This is a genomic window from Micromonospora sp. NPDC051296 (genome assembly GCF_040682255.1).
GTDB lineage: Bacteria > Actinomycetota > Actinomycetes > Mycobacteriales > Micromonosporaceae > Micromonospora > Micromonospora craterilacus.
The window spans coordinates 1-19275 of record NZ_JBFBAO010000092.1; the positions used below are offsets into that span (position 1 = coordinate 1).

General features: G+C 72.3%; 18 protein-coding genes. 6 read left to right on the forward strand and 12 right to left on the reverse strand.

The genetic code is table 11. The features are described 5' to 3' along the window. Positions 1–130 precede the first annotated feature (130 nt). Both AB0M52_RS12720 and AB0M52_RS12725 read left to right on the forward strand, forming a co-directional pair. Positions 131–1192, forward strand: coding sequence for a DUF916 domain-containing protein (locus AB0M52_RS12720; RefSeq protein ID WP_363952654.1), 1062 nt, complete (start codon positions 131–133; stop codon positions 1190–1192). A 23-nt stretch (positions 1193–1215) separates the two neighbouring features. Continuing rightward, positions 1216–1494 carry a hypothetical protein gene (locus AB0M52_RS12725; protein ID WP_363952656.1) on the forward strand — a complete coding sequence of 93 codons (279 nt, stop codon included), beginning with the start codon at positions 1216–1218 and terminating at the stop codon, positions 1492–1494. Here the strand turns inward: AB0M52_RS12725 and AB0M52_RS12730 are convergent. Further along, complete coding sequence (locus tag AB0M52_RS12730) at positions 1466–2929, reverse strand: ATP-binding protein (protein WP_363952658.1); 1464 nt, start codon at positions 2927–2929, stop codon at positions 1466–1468. The two genes, AB0M52_RS12725 and AB0M52_RS12730, sit on opposite strands and share 29 nt — an antisense overlap. Beyond that, positions 2926–4584 (reverse strand): FAD-dependent oxidoreductase, encoded by a 1659-nt coding sequence (locus tag AB0M52_RS12735; RefSeq protein WP_363952660.1) that lies wholly within the window; start codon positions 4582–4584, stop codon positions 2926–2928. Before AB0M52_RS12735 ends, AB0M52_RS12730 begins: the two co-directional genes overlap by 4 nt. A 231-nt stretch (positions 4585–4815) precedes the next feature. On the opposite strand from AB0M52_RS12735, the gene AB0M52_RS12740 reads away from it, so the two are divergent. Then, positions 4816–7728: a BTAD domain-containing putative transcriptional regulator gene (locus tag AB0M52_RS12740; protein ID WP_363952662.1), complete on the forward strand. Its 2913-nt coding sequence runs from the start codon at positions 4816–4818 to the stop codon at positions 7726–7728. Positions 7729–7734: 6 nt separating this feature from the next. Here the strand turns inward: AB0M52_RS12740 and AB0M52_RS12745 are convergent, their stop codons facing one another. The 4 genes from AB0M52_RS12745 to AB0M52_RS12760 all read right to left on the reverse strand — a co-directional run bounded on the left by AB0M52_RS12745 (position 7735) and on the right by AB0M52_RS12760 (position 10817). Further along, on the reverse strand, positions 7735–8349 hold the full coding sequence (locus tag AB0M52_RS12745) for a hypothetical protein (RefSeq protein WP_363952664.1): 615 nt from the start codon (positions 8347–8349) through the stop codon (positions 7735–7737). 78 nt (positions 8350–8427) lie between these two features. Continuing rightward, complete coding sequence (locus AB0M52_RS12750; protein ID WP_363952666.1) at positions 8428–9747, reverse strand: sigma-70 family RNA polymerase sigma factor; 1320 nt, start codon at positions 9745–9747, stop codon at positions 8428–8430. Continuing rightward, positions 9744–10079: a YciI family protein gene (locus AB0M52_RS12755; RefSeq protein ID WP_363952668.1), complete on the reverse strand. Its 336-nt coding sequence runs from the start codon at positions 10077–10079 to the stop codon at positions 9744–9746. The genes AB0M52_RS12750 and AB0M52_RS12755 overlap by 4 nt, the downstream gene beginning before the upstream one ends. A gap of 108 nt (positions 10080–10187) precedes the next feature. Continuing rightward, positions 10188–10817, reverse strand: a complete 630-nt coding sequence (locus AB0M52_RS12760; protein ID WP_363952670.1) for a GNAT family N-acetyltransferase — start codon at positions 10815–10817, stop codon at positions 10188–10190. A gap of 104 nt (positions 10818–10921) precedes the next feature. Here AB0M52_RS12760 and AB0M52_RS12765 point away from each other — a divergent pair, with 104 nt between their 5' ends. After that, positions 10922–11746 (forward strand): TetR/AcrR family transcriptional regulator, encoded by an 825-nt coding sequence (locus tag AB0M52_RS12765; RefSeq protein WP_363952672.1) that lies wholly within the window; start codon positions 10922–10924, stop codon positions 11744–11746. Positions 11747–11799: 53 nt separating this feature from the next. Here the strand turns inward: AB0M52_RS12765 and AB0M52_RS12770 are convergent, their stop codons facing one another. From AB0M52_RS12770 to AB0M52_RS12785, 4 genes are all read right to left on the reverse strand, one after another. Then, complete coding sequence (locus AB0M52_RS12770; protein WP_363952674.1) at positions 11800–12324, reverse strand: alpha/beta fold hydrolase; 525 nt, start codon at positions 12322–12324, stop codon at positions 11800–11802. A gap of 87 nt (positions 12325–12411) precedes the next feature. Then, positions 12412–13215 carry a hypothetical protein gene (locus tag AB0M52_RS12775; RefSeq protein ID WP_363952676.1) on the reverse strand — a complete coding sequence of 268 codons (804 nt, stop codon included), beginning with the start codon at positions 13213–13215 and terminating at the stop codon, positions 12412–12414. After that, positions 13212–13865 (reverse strand): hypothetical protein, encoded by a 654-nt coding sequence (locus tag AB0M52_RS12780; protein WP_363952678.1) that lies wholly within the window; start codon positions 13863–13865, stop codon positions 13212–13214. Before AB0M52_RS12780 ends, AB0M52_RS12775 begins: the two co-directional genes overlap by 4 nt. Positions 13866–13928: 63 nt before the next feature. Continuing rightward, positions 13929–15599: a metallophosphoesterase family protein gene (locus AB0M52_RS12785; RefSeq protein ID WP_363952680.1), complete on the reverse strand. Its 1671-nt coding sequence runs from the start codon at positions 15597–15599 to the stop codon at positions 13929–13931. Between the two features lie 232 nt (positions 15600–15831). On the opposite strand from AB0M52_RS12785, the gene AB0M52_RS12790 reads away from it, so the two are divergent. After that, positions 15832–16356: a hypothetical protein gene (locus AB0M52_RS12790; protein WP_363952682.1), complete on the forward strand. Its 525-nt coding sequence runs from the start codon at positions 15832–15834 to the stop codon at positions 16354–16356. Position 16357: 1 nt separating this feature from the next. On the opposite strand, the gene AB0M52_RS12795 is transcribed toward AB0M52_RS12790, so the two are convergent. Then, positions 16358–16960 carry a TOPRIM nucleotidyl transferase/hydrolase domain-containing protein gene (locus AB0M52_RS12795; RefSeq protein ID WP_363952684.1) on the reverse strand — a complete coding sequence of 201 codons (603 nt, stop codon included), beginning with the start codon at positions 16958–16960 and terminating at the stop codon, positions 16358–16360. Between the two features lie 97 nt (positions 16961–17057). Further along, positions 17058–18170 carry a sodium:proton exchanger gene (locus tag AB0M52_RS12800; protein ID WP_363952686.1) on the reverse strand — a complete coding sequence of 371 codons (1113 nt, stop codon included), beginning with the start codon at positions 18168–18170 and terminating at the stop codon, positions 17058–17060. A 181-nt stretch (positions 18171–18351) separates the two neighbouring features. Here AB0M52_RS12800 and AB0M52_RS12805 point away from each other — a divergent pair. Further along, positions 18352–19275, forward strand: a 924-nt coding sequence (locus AB0M52_RS12805) for an ionic transporter y4hA (RefSeq protein ID WP_363952688.1), incomplete at its 3' end; no start/stop codon positions are given.

Genomic DNA, 19275 nt, shown 5'->3' on the forward strand with positions numbered 1-19275 from the left:
CGGCGGACGTCGCCGCGGGTGCGTACACCTCGACGCTGACCCTGTCGCTGTTCGAGTGATGGACTGGTGAGGGGGCTGCGGCGACGTGGCCCCCTTCACCGCCACCCCTTTCTGTGCCGGAGGACCCGCCATGATCCGAACTGTGCCCCGAGTGCTGCCGCGGCTGCTTGCCGCGCTGGCCGCGGTGCTGGTGACCGTGCCGATCGCGCCCACCGCCGCAGTGGCGGAGCCGACCGGCCCGACGGTGACCTGGTCGGTGCAGCCAGCCGACCAGAAGGGCCCGGACGGCCGCCGGTGGATCGAGGCCACGCTCGACCCGGGTCAGGTAATGACCGAGCATCTGGCGGTGCGCAACTTCAGCGACTCCCCGGTGGTCTTCGCGTTGAAGGCGGCCGACGGTTACCTCACCGACAAGGGACGCTTCAACATGCTGCCGTCCAGCGAGAAGTCGGTGGACGGCGGGACCTGGATCGACGTGCAGGAGAAGGTCACCGTCGGGGCCAAGCAGACCAAGGTGGTGCCGTTCACCATCACCGCACCCGACGACGCCACGCCGGGCGACCACCCGGCCGGTATCGCGGCGACGGTCACCAGCACCGGCGGCACGGTCGCCGTCGAGAGCCGGGTCGGCTTCCGGGTCATGCTCCGGGCCAGCGGCACCGTCATCGCCGCCGTGGCGATCAGCGACCTCACCGCCAACTACCACCCCTCGTGGAACCCCTTCTCCACCGGTCGCATCGAACTCAGCTACACCGCCAACAACGATGGCAACGTCGCGGTGACCGGGAACGGCCGTACCACCGTCACCGAACTGTTCGGCCTGCTGGAACGGAACGCCCCCGCCGAGGTCGAGGAACTACTCCCCGGCGGCAGCCGCGACATCAACACCCACGTCACCGGAATCTGGGGACTGGGCCCGCTACGCACAACCGTCGACGTGACCCCCGCCATCGTCAGCGGCAACCCGGCCGACGCCGACATCCGGCAGACCACGACCACCGTCACGGTCTGGACCTTTCCCTGGTCGCAACTGGCCCTCGTCGCCATCCTCGTGGCGCTCGTCCTCGCCGTCCGGTTCATCGCCCGGCGACGCCGGCAGCGGCTCGCGCAACTGCTCGCCAAGGCCCGAGAAGAAGGCCGGGCAGAGCGTCGGGAAGCCACGGCCGTAGGCCGCTCGGCGACGTCCTCCTGACGCACCGAAGGTCGCCCGTATTGGTGCCGCCGCTCCGCCGGCTGGCCAATCGAATACCCCCCGGCAGCCTGCTCGGCGGCCGGCTCGCCGGACCGGTCCCGGCCGAGCTGCTGCGCAAGGCGTTCGGCTGGTTCGTGGTGCTGATGGGCGCGTCCGTCCTCGCCCAGCAGCTGCCCGCCGAACTGCGGGCCAACCCGCTGCTCTGGGCCGCCGCCGTGGTGGCCGCCGCCACGCCGGTCACCGTGCTGATCTGGCCTGGCCGCCGCGCACGGGTCACCCGGCCGGCGGCTCCTCGGGGCTGATCGGCAGCAGGACGCGGAACACGGTGTCTCCGGGAACGCTCGACACCCGGACGTCGCCGTGGTGCTTGTTGACCACGATCCGGTAGGAGATGTCCAGCCCCAGGCCGGTCCCCTCGCCGACCGGCTTGGTGGTGAAGAACGGCTCGAAGATGCGGGGGCGGATCACCTCCGGGATGCCCGGGCCGGTGTCCGCGATCTCGACGATCAACTGGTCGTCCAGGCGACCGGTGCGGACGGTCAGGGTGCCCGCATCGCCCATCGCGCCGAGCGCGTTGTCGATCAGGTTGCTCCACACCTGGTTAAGTTCGGCGGCGTACGCCGGGATCTCCGGCAGGCTCCGGTCGTACTCCTTGACGACCCGGACCCCGGCGGGGACCTTCGCCTTGAACATCACCAGCGTGGCGTCGAGCAGCTCGTGCACGTCCACCACCTGGTAGGGCGCCCGGTCCAGCTGGGAGTACTGCTTGGCCGCGCCGACCAAAGTGGAGATTCGGATGGCCGCGTCCGCGATCTCGCGCATCAGCAGCTCGGTCTCCACCGTGTAGGTCAGCCACCGCACCGCCGGCTCCAGGTCCTCGGCACCTACCGCAACCCCGACCCGTTCCAGCCAGTCGATGTCCAGCCCGGCGCTGACCAGCGTCGGCGCCAGCTCCCAACCAGCGGTCATGCCCTGGTCGTCCAGCCAGTCGGTCAGCTCGTCCTCGGCGTCGCTGGTCTCCATGGGCGACATCGGCCGCGCCTTCGCCATTCGCTCGACCGCCTCTTCCTGCAGCGCCACGAGGGCGTGCAGCCGCCGGCTGTCGATCCGGCCGTCGGCGATCAGGGCGAGCTTGTGCCGCATCCCGGCGATCCGCTCCCGCAGGCTGGAGGTGGCCCGCACCGCCGCGCTCGCCGGGTTGTTCAGCTCGTGGGTCAGCCCGGCCGACAGGGAGCCCAGGGCCAGCAGACGCTCGCGCTCGCCGACCAGGGTCTGGGTGTCCCGCATACCGACGAACATCCCCTCCAGCAGATGCATCGCCATCGGGAACCAGGAGCGCACCGCGTGCGCGAACTTCTCGGCGGGCAGCACGAAGAACTCGGCGTCGGTGAGGGCCCACATGCTGTTGCGGTACTGCCGGTCGTCGCCCAGGTACGCCTGGGTCGCGCCGCCGTACACGCCGCGCTGGGCGGTGCGGTTGATCTCCACCTGGTCGCCGTGGACCGTCCGGCAGAGCCGTACCGTGCCGTCGAGCAGGACGAAGAAGCACTCCGCCGGATCACCTTCGGCGTAGACCAGGTCACCGGCGTTTCGCCGCTCGACCCGGCCCTGCTCGGCCAGCCAGGTCAGCTGGTCGGCGTCGAGCGACTCGAACAGGAACAGCGTGCGGACCTCCTCGGGAGCCAACCGCTGCGGCGCCCGGCCACCGGCCTCCGCAGCCGGCGTCCCGGTGGTCACTGTGCCTCCAGGTACCGGTGCACCAGCGACACGGCCATCGCGCCCTCGCCGACCGCGGAGGCCACCCGCTTGACCGACGCCGCGCGTACGTCACCGGCGGCGAACACCCCCGGCACGCTCGATTCGAGGTGGTACGGGTCGCGCGGCAGCGGCCAGCCCGGTGGTCGGCGCCCCCCGGTGACCAGGTCCGGTCCGGTGATCACGAATCCCTTGTCGTCGCGGACCACGGTGCCGTCCAGCCACCCGGTCCGCGGCTCGGCCCCGATGAACACGAACAACCAGGACGTGTCCACGTCCCGCTGCTCGCCGGTGCGGGTGTCCCGCAGCGTCAGCTGTTGCAGGTGCTCGCCGCCCGCGGCAGCCACCACCTCGGTGTGCGGGTGCACGATCACCTGGTCGATGCGGGCGAGCTGGTCGATGAGGTACCGGGACATCGACGCGGTGAGGTCCGCGCCGCGGATCAGCACGTGCACCCGTTCGGCGAAGCGGGAGAAGTACGCCGCCGCCTGTCCCGCCGAGTTCGCCCCGCCCACGATGTACACGTCCTGGCCGACGCAGCTGGGCGCCTCGCTGGCGGCCGAGCCGTAGAAGACGCCCCGGCCGGTGAAGTCGGTCAGGCCGGGCGCGCCGAGCATCCGGTACGACACACCGGTCGCCAGCACCACCGCGTGCGCGGCGAGCGTCGCACCGTCGCTGAAGCGCAGCAGCCGCGCCGAGCCGGCCTCCTCCAGACCGACCACCTCCCGGGTGCTGAGCAGCTCCGCGCCGAACTTCAACGCCTGCCGGCGGGCCCGGTCGGTGAGCTGTGCCCCGGAGACGCCGTCCGGAAAGCCGAGGTAGTTCTCGATCCGGCTGCTCTGCCCGGCCTGTCCGCCGGTGGCCAGCCGCTCCACCAGCACGGTCCGAAGACCTTCCGACGCGCCGTACACGGCCGCCCCCAGCCCGGCCGGACCGCCCCCGACGACCACCAGGTCGTAGAAGTCCGCCGCCGGAGCGACGGTCAGACCGACCAACCCGGCCAGCTCCGCCTCCGACGGCGCCACCAGCGCCTTGCCGTCGGCGGTGACCACCAGCGGAACGTCGCTCGCGGTTACCCCGGCCGCCGCGAGCAGCCGGCCGGCCTCCGGGTCGTCCACCAGCAGCCACCGGTACGGCACCAGGTTGCGGGCGAGGAAGTCGCGTACCGCGAAGGACTCGGCGGACCAGCGGTGACCGACCACCCTGATCTCCGTCGAACCCGCGTCCGGGCTGGCCGACCACGCCTCCAACAACGCGTCGACGACCGGGTAGAGCTTCTCCTCCGGCGGGTGCCAGGGCTTGAGCAGATAGTGGTCGAGGTCGACCAGGTTGATCGCGTCGATCGCGGCGCCGGTGTCCGCGTACGCGGTCAACAGCACCCGTCGTGCCGCCGGGAAGAGATCCATCGCGGCTTCCAGGAACTCGATGCCGGTCATCTCCGGCATCCGGTAGTCGGCCAGCAGCAGTGCCACCTGCTCGCCGCGCAGCTTGACCTCCCGCAGCGCCTCCAGCGCCTCCGGCCCGGAACCGGCGCGAACCACCCGGTACCGGTCGCTGTAGCGGCGGCGGAGGTCCCGGGCGACCGCCCGGGAGACCGCCGGGTCGTCGTCGATCGAGAGAATCACCGGGTTCGCCATGCGCCCATGAAACCACGCCGACGTTTCGACGCCACCGTCCGTGAGCTGCGCTACATCCAAGCCCGCCGGACCTCCGCCCCGGTCTCACATCAACGGCCGCCACCAGGCAGCCCTGCCGCAGCGGAACGGCGGGCGGCCCCGAGCCGTCGGATGGGCGACAGGCGGCCCGGCAACGATTGCGCTTGCCTCGCGCGCCTGTATCGGTGACATCGGGTGAGGGACGGAGCGTGCATGGAGGACGTGGAGGTGTCGGTGCTCGGCCCGCTGCGGTTGCGGGTCAACGGCGCAGAGGTCAAGGTCGGCGGGCCACGACCGCGCGCCGTGCTGGCGCTGCTGGTGGCGGCGGGCGGGCGGGCGGTGCCCGCGTCGACGTTGATCGAGCAGGTCTGGCCGGACAGCCCGCCGCCGGCGGTGAGCAACACCCTGCAGGGGTACGTCGCGCTGCTGCGCCGGCTGCTCGAGCCGGGCCGGGCCGCCCGCGCCGCCGCCCGGCGGGTGGTCTGGAACGGCTCCGGGTACGCGCTACGCCTGCGCCCCGCCAGTGTCGACGCCGACCGGTTCGAGCGGGTTGCGGTCGAGGCGCACGCGGCCCTGGTGGCGAACCGCCCAGGTGCGGCGGCCACGGCGCTGGATGCGGTGCTGCCCTCCTGGCGTGGCCGCCCGTACGAGGACATCGTCGATGCCCCGCCCCTGCTCGTCCACGCCGCCCGGCTGGAGCGGATCCGAGCCACGGCGGTCGCCGACCGGCACGCCGCCAGCATCGCCCTCGGCGAGCACTCCGCCGCCATCGCCCCACTCGCCACGCTGGTCGAGGAGACCCCGCTGGATGAGCGGCTGTGGGAACTGCTGGCGCTGGCGCAGTACCGGGCCGGCCGGCAGGGCGATGCGCTGGCCACCCTGCGCACCGCCCGTCACCAGCTGGCCGAGGAACTCGGCATCGACCCGGGCGACCGGCTGCAGCAGCTGGAGTCGGACATGCTGGCCCAGGCGCCCGGGCTGGGCACCGCCGCCGATTCCGCCGCGATCCGGGTCACCGGCGCCCCGCCGCCGGGCCGACTCCCCGCACCGGTGGACGAGCTGGTCGGGCGGCGAACCGAGCTGGCCGACCTGGCCGACCTGCTGGCGCGGCACCGACTGGTCACCCTGGTCGGGCCGGGCGGGGTGGGCAAGACGCGGCTCGCGCTGGATCTGGCCCGGGCCGCCCCGCCCGCCGCGACCGGGCCGTGGCTGGTCGAACTGGCCCCGGTACGCGATCCGAAGCTGGTGGCGGCGACGGTGGCCGGCGCGCTGGGTCTGGTCGGCATCGAGAGCCTCGACACGCTCGCCGCCGTGCTGCACGGCTGGGAGGCACTGCTCGTGCTCGACAACTGCGAGCACCTGGCGGAGGAGACGGCTCGGCTGGTCGCCACCCTGCTCGGCACCGCCCCGGGGATCCGGGTACTGGCCACCGGCCAGCAGCCGCTGCGGGTGGCCGGTGAAGTGGTCGCCGAGGTGGGCCCGCTACCGCTGCCGGATGCGGTGGAGCTGTTCGTCAGCCGGGCCCGGGCCGCCCGGCCGGGCTGGCGGATCAAGGACGCCGACCGACGGTTGGTCCGGCGGATCTGCGCGGCGGTGGACGGCCTGCCGCTCGCGGTGGAGATCGCCGCGGCGCGCTCCCGGGTCCTGCCGCTGGACGTGCTCGCCGCCAGCCTGGCCGACCGGTCGACGCTGCTGGCCGGCGGCCGGCGCGACGGTCCCGTCCGGCACCGTTCCCTCACCGCCGCCCTCGCCTGGGGGTACGACCTGCTCGAACCGGAGGAGCAGCGACTGCTCCGGACGGTCAGCGTCTTCTCCGGTGGGTTCACCCTCGACGCGGTCGCCGACCTGGCCGGGCGGCTCGACGCCGGGCCGACTGACGCGCAGGATTCCCGGCCGGCCGACGCGGAGGTGTCCACCGTGGACCTATCCGGCACCGTGCTGCGGGTCGGCGACCTCACCGACCGCTCGCTGGTGCTCCGCGATCGCGACGACCGGTACCGGCTGCTGGAGCCGGTCCGCGCCTTCGCCGAGCAGGCGGCGCAGCCCGCGGAGCGAGCCGCGGCCCGCCGTGCCCATCTGCTCTGGATGCGCGACCTGGCGGAAACCGCCGAGACGGGGATGGTCAGCGGCCGGGCCGCGTGGTGGACCGCCCGGATGGGCGCGGAACGGGACAACGTCCGGGCCGCCTTCGCCACCGCCCGGGAAGCCGGGGACACGGTGACCGGCCTGCGGCTGGTCGGGGCGCTGATCTGGTTCTGGTACCGATGGGGAGCGATCGACGAGGGCGGTGGGCTGCTCGGCGAACTGCTGGAGTCCGCCGACCGGTCCGGCGACGTCGACTTCCGGCTCACCGCCCGCGCCCTGCTCGCCCGCGCCGGGCTGCGCTACCTCGCCGGTGACGTCGCTGCGGCGTACTCGCTGATGAGCGCCGCCGCCGCGCACGCCGAGCGGGCCGGCGACCAGGCCACCCGGGCCCGGTGCGGCGGCTACGCGGCGCACTTCGCGGTGCTGGCCGGCGACGACCCGCAGCGGGCGCTCGACCGGGCGGAGGCCGCGATGCGGCTGGCCGAGCAGACCGGGCTGGACTGGGTGCGGGCGGAGGTACGCACCTCGTTGGGGCTGGTGGTGCTCCTCACCCGGGGCGCGGAGGCGGCCGCCGGGCACCTCACGGACGGCTGGCGGACGGCGGTGGCCTGTGGTCACGACTTCGCCGCCAGCAATGCCGCCTGGTCCCTGATGCGGGCCGAGCTGGCCCGGGACCGGCCCGCCGCCGCGGCCGGACTCGGTGCGGCGACGCTGGCGCACCGGCAGGACGCGGGCGACGTCACCTCCTGGATGATGGTCGCCCACACCACGGCCGGCGCGCTGGCCCGGATCGCCGGCACCGGCGACGCGCCGGCCGGGCGGGACCCGGCGGTCGACGGCGCGACCGTGCTGGGCGCTCTCGACGCGATGTCGGCCACGCTCGGCTTCGACCCGGAACGCACCGATCCGGTGCATGCGCCGCAGGTACGCACCGCGCTGCGGGCGGCGGCGGGCCCCGAACCCTTCGCCGCCGCCGCCCGCCAGGGCCGTGAACTCGATCCCGGCCAGGTGACCGAGCTGCTGGCGGCGTACCAGCGGTGAGGGTGCTCACCTCGTCGACGGGGTGGCTGTCGCCTCCGGGAGCGCACGGAACACGATGGTCAGGCTGAACGAAGCCCCGTCGACCTGGTACGCGTAGCAGCCCGGACCGCCGACCGTCGTGGTGCCCGGCAGGTCGTTCGCCGGGTTGGTGAGCACTGCGTGGTGCCCATCGTCACGGGACTCGCCGAGGTAGGAGAACTGCGCCGCGGCGGTGCCCGGGCCGTCGATCCGCCCCGCCCGCACCAGCACCGGGCCGGTGTAGCCGGATCCGATCCACCGGACCTTCTTCACGTACCTGCCGTCCTGTTGCCGGTCCTCGTCGCGCAGCCGGAGCGCACCGTCGGTGAAGTAGTCGGCGACCGGGTAGAGCGGGCCGGGTCCGAGCACCCGGCCCGCTTGGTCGGGGTTGGACCAGCGATGCGGCTCGGTGACCGGGCAGGACTCACCGGGCGCCACGGTGGGCAACCGGAGCGGTGGCGCTGGGAACTCGCCAGCCGACTCCGACGGGGAGATCGTCGCCGCCGGGGTGGGTGCCCTCGGCGCCGGAGGCGCCCCGCCGTCACAGGCCGTCACCACCGACGCGAGCACCACCATCACCAGTATCCGGGCCAGTCTCACCACATCCGCAGTATCGACCGCTCGACATGGAATCCGCTGTCCCGCGCGGGGTTACACCCTGATTCGTACCTCTTGTCGCGGCTACGAAGGCCCGACCGCCGGGCCGGACCTGGCCCGATCGAGCAGGGCGCGGCGCTCGGCCTCGCCGGGCGTTCGGGCCGCCGCCGCGCGGAACAGCGCCGCCGCCCGCTGGCCGTCGCCCTGCCGGGCGACGAGGTCCGCCTCCACGGCGAGGGCCAGCGGATAGTCGTCGAGCGCGCCGCCGGCCCGGGCCTCGGCGAGCCGGGCCAGCCCGACCGCCGGTCCGTACGCGTATCCGTGCGCCACGGCCCGGTTGAGCGCGACCACCGGGGTCGGCTGGAGCCGGACGAGCTGGTCGTAGCACTCGGCGATCCGCCGCCAGTCGGTCTCCTCGGCGCGGGAAGCGGTGGCGTGGCAGGCCGCGATCCGGGCCTGCCACGCGTACGGGCCGTGGTGCGGCAGTCCACCGAGCAGGCGTACGCCTTCGGCGATCGCGGCCTGGTCCCAGCGCGACCGGTCCTGCTGGTCGAGCGGGACCAGGTCACCGTTCGGGTCCCGCCGGGCCGCGTGGCGGGAGTGCTGCAACAGGAAGAGCGCGAGCAATGCCAGCGCCTCCGACTGGTCCGGCATGAGGCGGACCAGCAGCCGAGCCAGCCGGATCGCCTCGTCGGCGAACGCCGGCTCCCCGTCCGCGTCGTATCCCTGAGTGAACAGCAGGTAGAGCACGGCCAGCACGCCGGGTAGCCGCTCGGTGAGGGCCGCGCCGCGCGGCACCCGGTACGGGATTCGCGCATCGGCGATCTTCGTCTTGGCGCGGGTCAGCCGGCGGGTCATCGTCGACTCGCTGACCAGGAAGACCCGGGCGATGTCGGCGGTCGGTACCGCACAGATCGTTCGCAGGGTCAGCGCGACCCGGGCCTCCAGCGCGAGCGCCGGATGGCAGCAGGTGAAGATGAGCCGAAGTCGGTCGTCCACGACCTCCTCGGCCGGTTCCGTGGTCGCGGCGGTGAGCGCCAGCACCGCCAGTTCGCGCAGCTTGCGCCGCTCGACCGAGGCCCGCCGCAGCACGTCGAGGACCCGGTTGCGGGCCACCGTCATCAGCCAGCCGCCCGGATTGGCCGGCACGCCCTCCACCGGCCAGCGGTCCAACGCCCGGGCCAGGGCCTCCTGCGCGCAGTCCTCGGCCAGGGTCCAGTCACCGGTGATCCGGATCAACGCCGCGACGATCCGCGGGTACGCGTCGACGGCCGTGGCCGCGACGGCCTGCGCCGCCGCGGCCCGGCCCGCCGCCGTACCCCCGTTGCCGTTCGTGGCCCGGTCGGCCGGTGCCCGACGAGCCGCGCCCCCGTTGGACCTCGCGGCTTGGTCCGGGTCGATCACTGATCGACGTCGGCGAACGGCCGGATCTCTATCCGACCGGCCCAGGCCATCGGGTGCGCGCGGGCGACCTCGATCGCCTCGTCCAGGTCCGCGCACTCCAGCAGGTCGAAGCCGACGATCATCTCCTTGACCTCGGCGAACGGGCCATCGGAGACGAGGAGTTGGCCGTTGCGAACCCGTACCGTGGTGGCGGCCGACGCCGGTGCCAGTTGGGCACCCTGCAGGCGCCGGCCGGCGGCGTCGTTCTCCGCCACCCACACCTCGACGTCGGGGTAGTTCCCGGGCTCCGGGTCCGGCTCCACGTCGGTGCAGACCAACATCATGTACTTCACGTCAGGGCCTCCCTGTTTCCATCATCGTGACGACGTTTCACCGTCATGACGAACGGCGGACCGGCCAACCGGACAGCCGGAGAACCTCATCTTCGACCCGACGGGGCCTCAACGACGACCGTCCGGCGCGGGCCGCCACATCGGCCTCAGCACCGGGCCGCCATCGGGCAGCGCCAGCGGTCGCCCGTGGTCGTGGAAGCCGTGGCGCAGGTAGAGCCGGCGGCTCTGCTCGGTGGAGGCTTCGAGGTACGTCGGCAGGCCCTCGGCGTCCGCGGCCCGCAGGCCCTCGGCGAGGATCGCGCCGCCGACGCCACGGCCCCGCAGGTCCGGCCGAACGCCCATCGACGCGAGATACACATGCGGATCCAGTGGGCGGTGGGCGTCCACCGTGTCGCTGACCGCCGCCAGCCGTTGCCCGACCGCGTCCACCTCGACCGGGAACTCCGCCAACTGCGCGGCCTGCCGGTGCCGGGCCGCGGCGTCGGCCAGGCTCAGCCACACCGACATCCCGACGATGGCACCGTCCGGCAGCTCGGCGACGATGACCTGGTCATCGCGGACCGCTACGGCCAGCAGTTCCTGGAACATCGGCACCGCGCGGGCGGCCCGGCCCGCCGGGTCGGGGATCACCCAGGACAGCACGGCCTCGTCGGCGAACGCGACCGCGCAGGCGGGCACGAGGACATCGGTCTCGGCGGGTACGGCGCGACGCACGCGCACGGCGGCAGCAGGGGACACCAGGGCCTCCTCGATATCGGGCGGGACACCCTCGATACTGGTCGGCCGGTACCGCGACGGGGAGTAGTTTCGTCACGTCGGTAGCGGTGACGAAAGTGGGCTGGATGGCCGGACCGGGGTGCGTCGAGTGCGGCACCGGCCTGCCGCCGCACTCCGGCCGGGGACGGCCCCGGCGCTACTGCTCGCGTAGCTGCCAGGCGCGGGCCTACCGCCGCCGTCGGGATCGGGGCCGTACCGCGCCGCACCGTGGGCCGGCCGGCACGCCGGGAGCAAACAGCGCCGCGACCACCCGGGACGAGCTGGTCCGCGTCGCGGTGCAGCTGGCCGACGCGGCCGGCCTGGACGCGGTGTCGGTACGCGCCGTCGCGCGCCGCGCCGGGCTCACACCGGACCGCGTCTACCGATGGGTACGCAACCGGGACGATCTGCTCGCCGCGATGGCCGAGCAGGTGCTCGGCGCCCGGCAGGCTCCCGACGATGTCCGCCGGACCCCACGCGAGCGGCTCGAACGATTCGCCCACCGGGAGTGGTCCCTCTACCGTCGGCATCCCTGGTTGCTGGCCGTCCTCGCGAGCACCCGCCCGCCGACCGGCCCGGCGGTGCTGGCGATGGTCGACGACACCGTGGGCGTCCTCATCGCCGCCGGGTACGACCCGCCCGACGCGCTCGCCGGATACCTAGCGCTGAGCGGTTACGTGCAGGGCATGGCGCTGCTGCACACCGCCGAGCACGCCGAGCGTGCGGCCGGCAACGCCAGCTGGGAGAGCTGGTGGTCACAGACCTTCGCCCGGCTGGAGCGCACCGGACGTACGCGCGGACGCCCCTGGCTGACCGCCGCCCGACCGACGTCGGACGAGGAGGTGGACCGGGAGTTGGCCCGCTGGTTCGAGTTCGGCCTGGCCCGCCTGCTGGACGGCCTGACTCTTTGACAGCGGGACCTGGGCCAGCCCCCCGGGCTGCTGGCGGACGCGCCGCGCAGCGCTCAGCCGAGTTCGCTGACCAGCCGCTCGCCCTCCGGCCAGGGGCCGAAACCGCTCGCACTGTCGAGGTGCCCGACGTCGCCCGCGTCCACCAGTTCGGCACCCCAGTCGTCGGCGAACTGCTCGAACTGGGCGAAGGTCGTGTAGGGGTCGGTGCGGCTGGCGACCAGCACGGTGCGGAACGGCAGCCGGCGGCGCGGCACCCGCCAGGGCAGGTCCGACGGGTCGTCCGGCTCGAATCCGTCGATGTACGGCGGCGTGACGAGCAGGGCGCCGCGTACCGGACCAGCGTGGTCGGCGGCCCACCCGACAGTGGTGATGCAGCCGGCGCTGTGCGCGATGAGTACCGCCGGCTCCGCCGACTCGCTGACCGCCGCGTGCAGCGCCGCCACCCGGTCTTTCAGGACCAGCGGCGGGCCAGGCGGCTCGGGCGCCCAGCGGTACTCCGGGTGAGCCTCGGCGAGCCCGCGCAGCCAGTGCTCCGGTCGGGGGATCCCTCGGCCCGGCACGAGCAGATGTCGGGTCACCTGGCCGACCGTAGCCCTGTGCCCGTCGCCCTGTCAGTCCCGAGCGTCACCGCGTCGCTGTTCCGGTTCGCCCCGGTCATGGTGCCGCTAGGCGGTTAGCGCGGAGACGGCGGCGGCGACGTAGAGGCAGCCGCCGAGACAGACCGCCGCTCCGGCGATCGCCGGCGTCCATGCCGACACGCTGGACGCCAGGGCCCACCTCTTGGTCTGGCCGGCCAGCAGCGCAGTGCCCCGGATGGTCAGCACTCCCACACCGGTCAGGGTCAGCGCCATCCCCGCTCCGAACGCGAGCACGATCACCACCGCGCCGACGGAGCGGCCGGTCAGCAGCCCACTGACCAGGATGAGGAAGGCCGACGGGGAGGGCAGCAGCCCGCCGCTGAGGCCGAGCGCGATGAGACCCCGACGCGACCACGGGTCGACCGGGTCATGGTGGTGGTGATGGTCGCCGGCATGGTCGTCGTGGTGGTGGTGGCCGTGCTCGCCGTCGTGGTCATGGTGGTGATGGTGGTGGCCGTGCCGGTGCCGGCGCAGGTGACGACGGATCAGGTGCACGCCGACGCCGATCACCACGAACCCGGCGAGCACCTGGAGACCGGCGGTGATCGTCTTCGTGCCGAGATTGGCCACGCCGCTCAGTCCGGTCCAGGCCAGCGCCAGCACCAGGACGGAGAAGGTGTGCATCACCGCGACGATGACGCCCAGCCGAAGCGCGTCCCGGTAGCGGCCCCGCGTACCGACCAGGTAGGCGGCGGTGATGCTCTTGCCGTGCCCGGGTGCCACGGCGTGCGCGGCGCCCACACCCACCGCCACGACCAGGGCCAACCAGAACAGGGCGGTGTTGTCGAACAGGGCCAGCAGTCGCTCGTCGAGCCCGCTCAGGCCGTTCATGCTGCGCTCCGGGTACGTCGTCGGGACAGGACAACAAGCAGCGCGCCGAGCCCACCGGCGGCCGTGACCCCGACGGCCAGCCCGGCGGCCGGAGGCAGCCCTCCGCCCGACTGCGTGAAGTCGACCTGGTGGGTGCCGTCGGTCGCGGTGTACAGCGACTCGGCGGGCGTCGCCGACTCGGCGCGCAGCACCGTGCGATAGGCCTGGTTGAGGTCGGTCAGCGCGGTCAACGTGATGTCGAGCGTGCTCACCGGGGCGGGGCAGTCGAAGGTCAGGCGGGCACCCTGGGCCAGCAGGCCGTCCAGCGGCTTGAGTTCCCCCCGGCAGGGCCGGCCGTCCTGGCTGACCGTGATCCGCTCGTGGAGGTAGTCGCGGACCGCGCTGGAGCCCTGCAACTTCTGCTCGCCGGTGAGTTGGGTGGCGACCGGGCCGGTGGTCGGGTCCTCGAACGCGCCGAGCGACTGGCCGAGTGCGACCCAGTCGTCCTCGGCGGGCTGCCAGGAGATGTCGACCCGGGTGCCGTCGACGGCAGCCCGGGCCAGCGAGGGTGGACCGAAGGGATGGGCGGCGGCGGGCGTAACCGTGCCGATCGTCGCGGCCAGCGCCGCCCCGCTGGCGAGCAGCACCCCGGCGAGAATTCGGTAATTCATTGTCTTCTCCGGAAGGCCCTGGGTGCGAGGCTCGTCGGGCGAGCCCCGCACCCAGGGTGGGAACTACTTGGTCAACGTGAGGATCGGGCTGGTGATCTCCTGGTTGACGCTGGACAGGAACACCTCGTAGGTGTTGTCCGCCTTGGCGGTCGCCGGCACGGTCAGCACGTAGCTGATCCGGCCCAGTTCGTCCGCCTTCAGGTTGGCGATGAAAATCTCGTCCTTGCCGGCCACGTTGCGGCCGTCGCCGGCCTTACGCAGCTGGACGGCGACATTCTCACCCGGGTCGTAGCCGTACGCGGAGACAGTGACCTCGCCCTTGACCGCGACGGTGGTCTTGTCGACCACGACGTGCTCACCGACGGTGTTCTCCGCCGTACGCAGCTCGTTGACGGTGCGCTCACCGGCGTCGTTCTTCCGGATGAGGAACCCGTCGTGGTGCTCACCGTTGGCGTAGCGCGCCTCGAACCGCAGGGTGTCCTGCTCGACGTCGATGAGCTGGTAGAGCTGGGTGTTCTGGCTGGTGCTGGTCACCTCGGCACCGTTACCGGTCCAGTTCTGACCGTTGTTGAGCGCGTACATCTTGCCGCCGGAGACCGACACGGCGTACACCGTGCTGTTGTGCACGGCCGCCGTCTTGCGGGCGGTCGTCACGTTGCCCCGGCCGTACGAGTGGTCGTGGCCCTGGAGCACCAGGTCGACACCGTACTTCTCGAACAGCGGACCCCACTGGTTGCGGACGTTCGGGTTGTTCCGCGTGCCGGTGGTCGAGTAGACCGGGTGGTGGAAGGTCACCACGGTCCACTTGTTGGGGTTGTCCTTCAGCACGCCTTCCAGCCAGGCGGTCTGCGCGGCCATCAGCGTGCTGTTGCTCTGGTAGTTCGAGTCCAGGGCGATGAAGCGCACGCCCTGGTAGTCGACGTAGTAGACGGTCTGCTTCAGCTCCGCGTTGCCCGGGCCGTTGTCCGGGTACGGGAACTGCGGCCGCCAGAACTGCGACAGGCCACCGCTGTACTCGTGGTTGCCCGGGACCGAGATGTTGTTGATCTGGCCGTCGATGAAGCTACCGGCCTTGTACCACTGACCCCACTGCTCCTCGCTGTTCGCGTTGTCGATGAGGTCACCGGCGTTGACGATCGCCTTGGCCTGCGGCCGGTCGGCGAACGCCTGCCGGAACACCCGCGGCACGGCGGAGTCGATGTAGTTCTGCGCGTCACCGTAGTAGATGAACGAGAACGGCTCGAAGTTGCCGGCGGCGGTGGTGAAGTCGATCCACTCGCTCCAGTTGGTGCCGTCGCCGACCCGGTAGGTGTAGCGGGTGTTCGGCTTCAGGTCGGTGAACTCGACCGTGTGGTAGGTCGAGGCGTACCCGAGCGAGGTGTTCACCGGGGTGCTGGAGAGGGCGGACAGCCGGGTTACCGCGCCGGACGGCGGGGCGACGTCACCGAGAGCCCGAGGGGCCTCAAGGATCTCGGCCCGGGCCCACTCCGCAGGGGCCTGGGCACGCCAGGTGACCCGCTGCGACGTGGCCGGCGTGGTGGTCGGGGTGAGCATGATCCGGTCCGGCATGGGAGACGGCTTGTGGATCTCGGCAGCCGGGAACTTGGCTGGCGGGGCATCACCGAAGGCGGCGGGGCTGATGGCCACGCCGCCGGCGAGCAGAGCCGCGGCACCGATCGCCACGATCTTCGCCCGACGGGATCCGATGCGCCAGGGGAACGTCTGGTCGGTCAAGACTTTGGTCGCCCTTCAATGAGGAGGTGGACAGCACCGTCGGTCGCCTGGCGCCGACGGGCCGTCGTCATTCGCCCAGTCCCGCCCGACCGGTTGACTACAAGATCCTTTCCGGCACGTGAACACTCCGCCAGAACGGCGGCATGACCAGGAAGTGTTGGCTTCCAGGTCACGCACCCGACACCCACGGATGGCTGCCGTTCAGGGTTTCGTTCCTACGATCGGCAGCGCTATGACCAATCAGGACATCGACACCCACCGAGCGTTGACCCTCCGGCACCGCCTGCTGCGTGGTGGCGCTGCGCTGCTCTGTACGGCAGGTCTGCTCGGCACGCTGGTCGGCAGTTCCACCCAGAGTTCCGCCGTCGTCAAGGACGAGAACTTCATCACCGCGCAGACGCCGGGCATCCTCGACATCGAGGGCGGCGAGTGCTTCGACGACCCGGCCGACCGGCCGGAGGCGGGCGGCGTCGTCATCCTGTACCGGCCGTGTGCCCAGACCGCGGACAACCAGTCGTACGGTTTCGTGCACGCCGACGACCACGCGGCGTGGGATCCGGCGGCGCTGAACGAGTTCGCCTGGCGCGCCTGCCGTCAACTCTTCGATCAGACCTGGCCTGATGACCGGGGCCGGGGGCTGCGCTTCTATCCGATCATGCCGACCGTCGAGACATGGGCCGACGGCGACCGGGACGTGATGTGCGTGACCTACCGGTATGGCGGCAGGTTGCCCGGCTCGATGCTGCCGAAGTGGTGAACTACCACCCGTCTACCGGTGGCGCCGCCGAGGCGAGCACCCCGTCCAGCGGGCGCGGAACCCGGTCCAGGTCGAGGGCGTGCACCAGCAGCCGGGCGTACGCCTCCTTGCGGCCGGACCGGGTGCCGATGAAGCGACGCAGCTGAGCGGTCAGTTCCCGGCCCTGCTGCGCGGGTTGCCGCTGGAATAGCCGGAACGAGCGCAGGTCGCCCTCGGCCGCCAGCACCTCCTGCACGCCGTCGGTGCCGAGGGCCCGGATCAGTTCGTCCTCCAGGTCGCGGACGCAGACGTGGAACCCGAGTTCGGCGATCCGGCCGGCGGACGCGGCGGCGCCGAGCCCGGCCCGGTCGAGTCCGCGCCGGACGAAGCCCTCCTCGGCCGCGTCGTAGAGGCCGGCCAGCCGCAGCCCGCGGCCCCGGGGACCGAGCAGCTCGAGGAAGTGCCCGATGTTGGTGGCACCGCCCATCGGCAGCACCCGGACGCCCTCGCCGGCCAGGTCCCGCCCCCGGCGTACCGCGAGGGTCTGCACCGCGACCAGGTCGCTGGCCCCCTCGACCAGCAGCACGGTCCGGGCACCGCGCAGGAGTGCGATCTCGATCTGCATCCGCACCTCCCCGTCGCTCCCGGCCATCATGCCGGGCCGCCGCCGGGACGCCCAGCGGGTTACCGCCCCGGCCCGAGGTCTTCCCGCGCGTACGGCTTCAGCCCCACCAGAACAGTGAGCCGAGCACGGTGTAGAGGGCGACGAGCGCCAGCCCTTCGAGATGGTTCACCGTGCCGTCGATGGTGACGAAGACGACGAGCAGGGCCGCGACGATCACGGCGACGATCTGCAACGGCGGGAAGATCAGCGTGAACTCACCGGCGCCGAGCAGGGGTGCGATAAGGGTCAGCACCGGAGCGAGCATCAGCGCGACCTGTAGCGCGCCCTCCATGGTGATCGCGGTGGCGGTGTCGGCGTCACCGCGCAGGCTGAGCTGGACCGCCGGGGCGAGCTGCGACAGGTTGCCGACCGTCGCCACCAGGAAGAGGCCGACGAAGGCGGCGTTGAGGTTCATCGCCTCGGTCGCCGGCAGCAGGGCTTGGGTGAGCCAGTCCGCCTCGATGGCGATGAGCAGCCCGGCCGCGGCGACCAGGATCAGCACGCGGGGCAGTGGCCAGGTCCCGACCTTGGCCTCGCCGGTTCCGTTGTGCACCGGGGGTGGCGCGTCGGCGCCCTTGCCGAGGCGGAACGGCAGGGAGACGAGGAAGACGGTGAGCAGGGCAATCGCCACGACGTAGGAGACGGCGTTGGTGTGCTGCGCGGCGGGGGTGCCGAGGTTGACCGCGATCGCCGGGGTGATCAGGGTGGCCATCAGCAGCACGAGCATGACCCGGGTGACCTTGGCGTGTCTGCCGTCGATGGTCATCGTCCCGTTGCGCAGCCCACCACTCAGGTACGCCAGCCCGTTGCCGAGCAGCAGCAGATTGAGCACTGATCCGATCAACGCGGCCTGGACCACGGTGACCAGGCCGGCACGCAGCGCGAAGATGCAGATAATGAGTTCGGGCAGGTTGCCGACCACGGCCTGGAAGGTGCCGATGGCCGCCGGGCGCATCCGTCCACCGAGCTGGTCCAGCGACCGGCCGAGCACCGCTGAGGCGAGGGTGATGGCACCCAGCGTGCCGAAGAACTGCAGGACCGCCGACGCGCCGCCGTAGTGGGCAAGCGCGGCGAGCAGCGCGGAGACGATGGTCGCGCCCCACAGCAGCAGATCGACGACACGTCCGACATCACGGCGCGGACGTTCCACCTCCAACGCCACCGCCTGCATGATCGACACCCTATGCCCGAACCCGGTCCCCGCCAACAAGATCCCAAGCCCGCCACCAGCGGCTGACCCGCGTCGCTCGCCCCGGAGCCCCGTCCGGAACCGTGCCACCGCAACCCGGGCGGTGGCGGGAACTCCCGGCCAGGTCGCCGCCCATGATCATGTCGCTGGCAGGATAGCGGTCATGCTCGCCCTGCGCCGCACCATGACCGACTGGACCGTTTCCGTACCGATCGCCGCCCTCGTGGTGCTGGCGTTCACCTGGAACCGAAAACTCGGCGGCGTCCTGGTGATCGTGGTCGCCCTGTTCCTGGCCGGCGCGGTGCTGGCGGCGGTGCATCACGCCGAGGTGGTCGCGCACAAGGTCGGCGAGCCGTACGGATCACTCGTCCTCGCGGTCGCGGTCACCGTCATCGAGGTCGCCCTGATCGTCACCCTGATGATCAGCGGCGGAGAGAAGACGGCGTCGCTGGCCCGGGACACCGTCTTCGCCGCCGTGATGATCACCTGTAACGGCATCCTCGGCCTGTCCCTACTGATCGGCGCGCTACGCCGACGCCTGGCCGTGTTCAACCCCGAAGGCACCGGCGGCGCCCTGGCCACCGTGGCCACCCTCGCCACCCTGTGCCTGGTCGTGCCGACCTTCACCATCGGCCGGTCCGGCCCGGAGTTCAGCCCTGCCCAGCTCACCTTCGCCGCGGTGGTCTCGCTGGCCCTGTACGCCCTGTTCGTGATGGTGCAGACCGGACGCCACCGCGACTACTTCCTGCCCGTCGACCGCAAGGGCGAGGTCCTCCCCGAGGAGGTACACGCCGACCCGCCGTCGACCCGCCGCGCTCTGGCCAGCCTCGGCCTGCTCCTGGTCGCCCTGGTCGCCGTGGTCGGGGATGCCAAATCGGTCTCGCCCGCCATCGAGTCCGGCGTCGCCGCAGTGAACCTGCCCCCGGCTTTCGTCGGCGTGATCATCGCGTTGCTGGTACTGCTGCCGGAGACGCTCGCCGCGGCTCGCGCCGCCCGCCGCGACCGGGTACAGATCAGCCTCAACCTCTCCCTCGGCTCCGCCATGGCCAGCATCGGCCTCACCATCCCGGCCATCGCGATCGCCTCC

Bases quoted from the DNA above. Each gene is read 5' to 3' on its own strand.
- AB0M52_RS12720 (WP_363952654.1), top strand. From the start codon at position 131: ATGATCCGAACTGTGCCCCGAGTGCTGCCGCGGCTGCTTGCCGCGCTG.
- AB0M52_RS12735 (WP_363952660.1), bottom strand. From the start codon at position 4,584: ATGGCGAACCCGGTGATTCTCTCGATCGACGACGACCCGGCGGTCTCC.
- AB0M52_RS12740 (WP_363952662.1), top strand. From the start codon at position 4,816: ATGGAGGACGTGGAGGTGTCGGTGCTCGGCCCGCTGCGGTTGCGGGTC.
- AB0M52_RS12765 (WP_363952672.1), top strand. From the start codon at position 10,922: ATGGCCGGACCGGGGTGCGTCGAGTGCGGCACCGGCCTGCCGCCGCAC.
- AB0M52_RS12775 (WP_363952676.1), bottom strand. From the start codon at position 13,215: ATGAACGGCCTGAGCGGGCTCGACGAGCGACTGCTGGCCCTGTTCGAC.
- AB0M52_RS12780 (WP_363952678.1), bottom strand. From the start codon at position 13,865: ATGAATTACCGAATTCTCGCCGGGGTGCTGCTCGCCAGCGGGGCGGCG.
- AB0M52_RS12790 (WP_363952682.1), top strand. From the start codon at position 15,832: ATGACCAATCAGGACATCGACACCCACCGAGCGTTGACCCTCCGGCAC.
- AB0M52_RS12795 (WP_363952684.1), bottom strand. From the start codon at position 16,960: ATGCAGATCGAGATCGCACTCCTGCGCGGTGCCCGGACCGTGCTGCTG.
- AB0M52_RS12800 (WP_363952686.1), bottom strand. From the start codon at position 18,170: ATGCAGGCGGTGGCGTTGGAGGTGGAACGTCCGCGCCGTGATGTCGGA.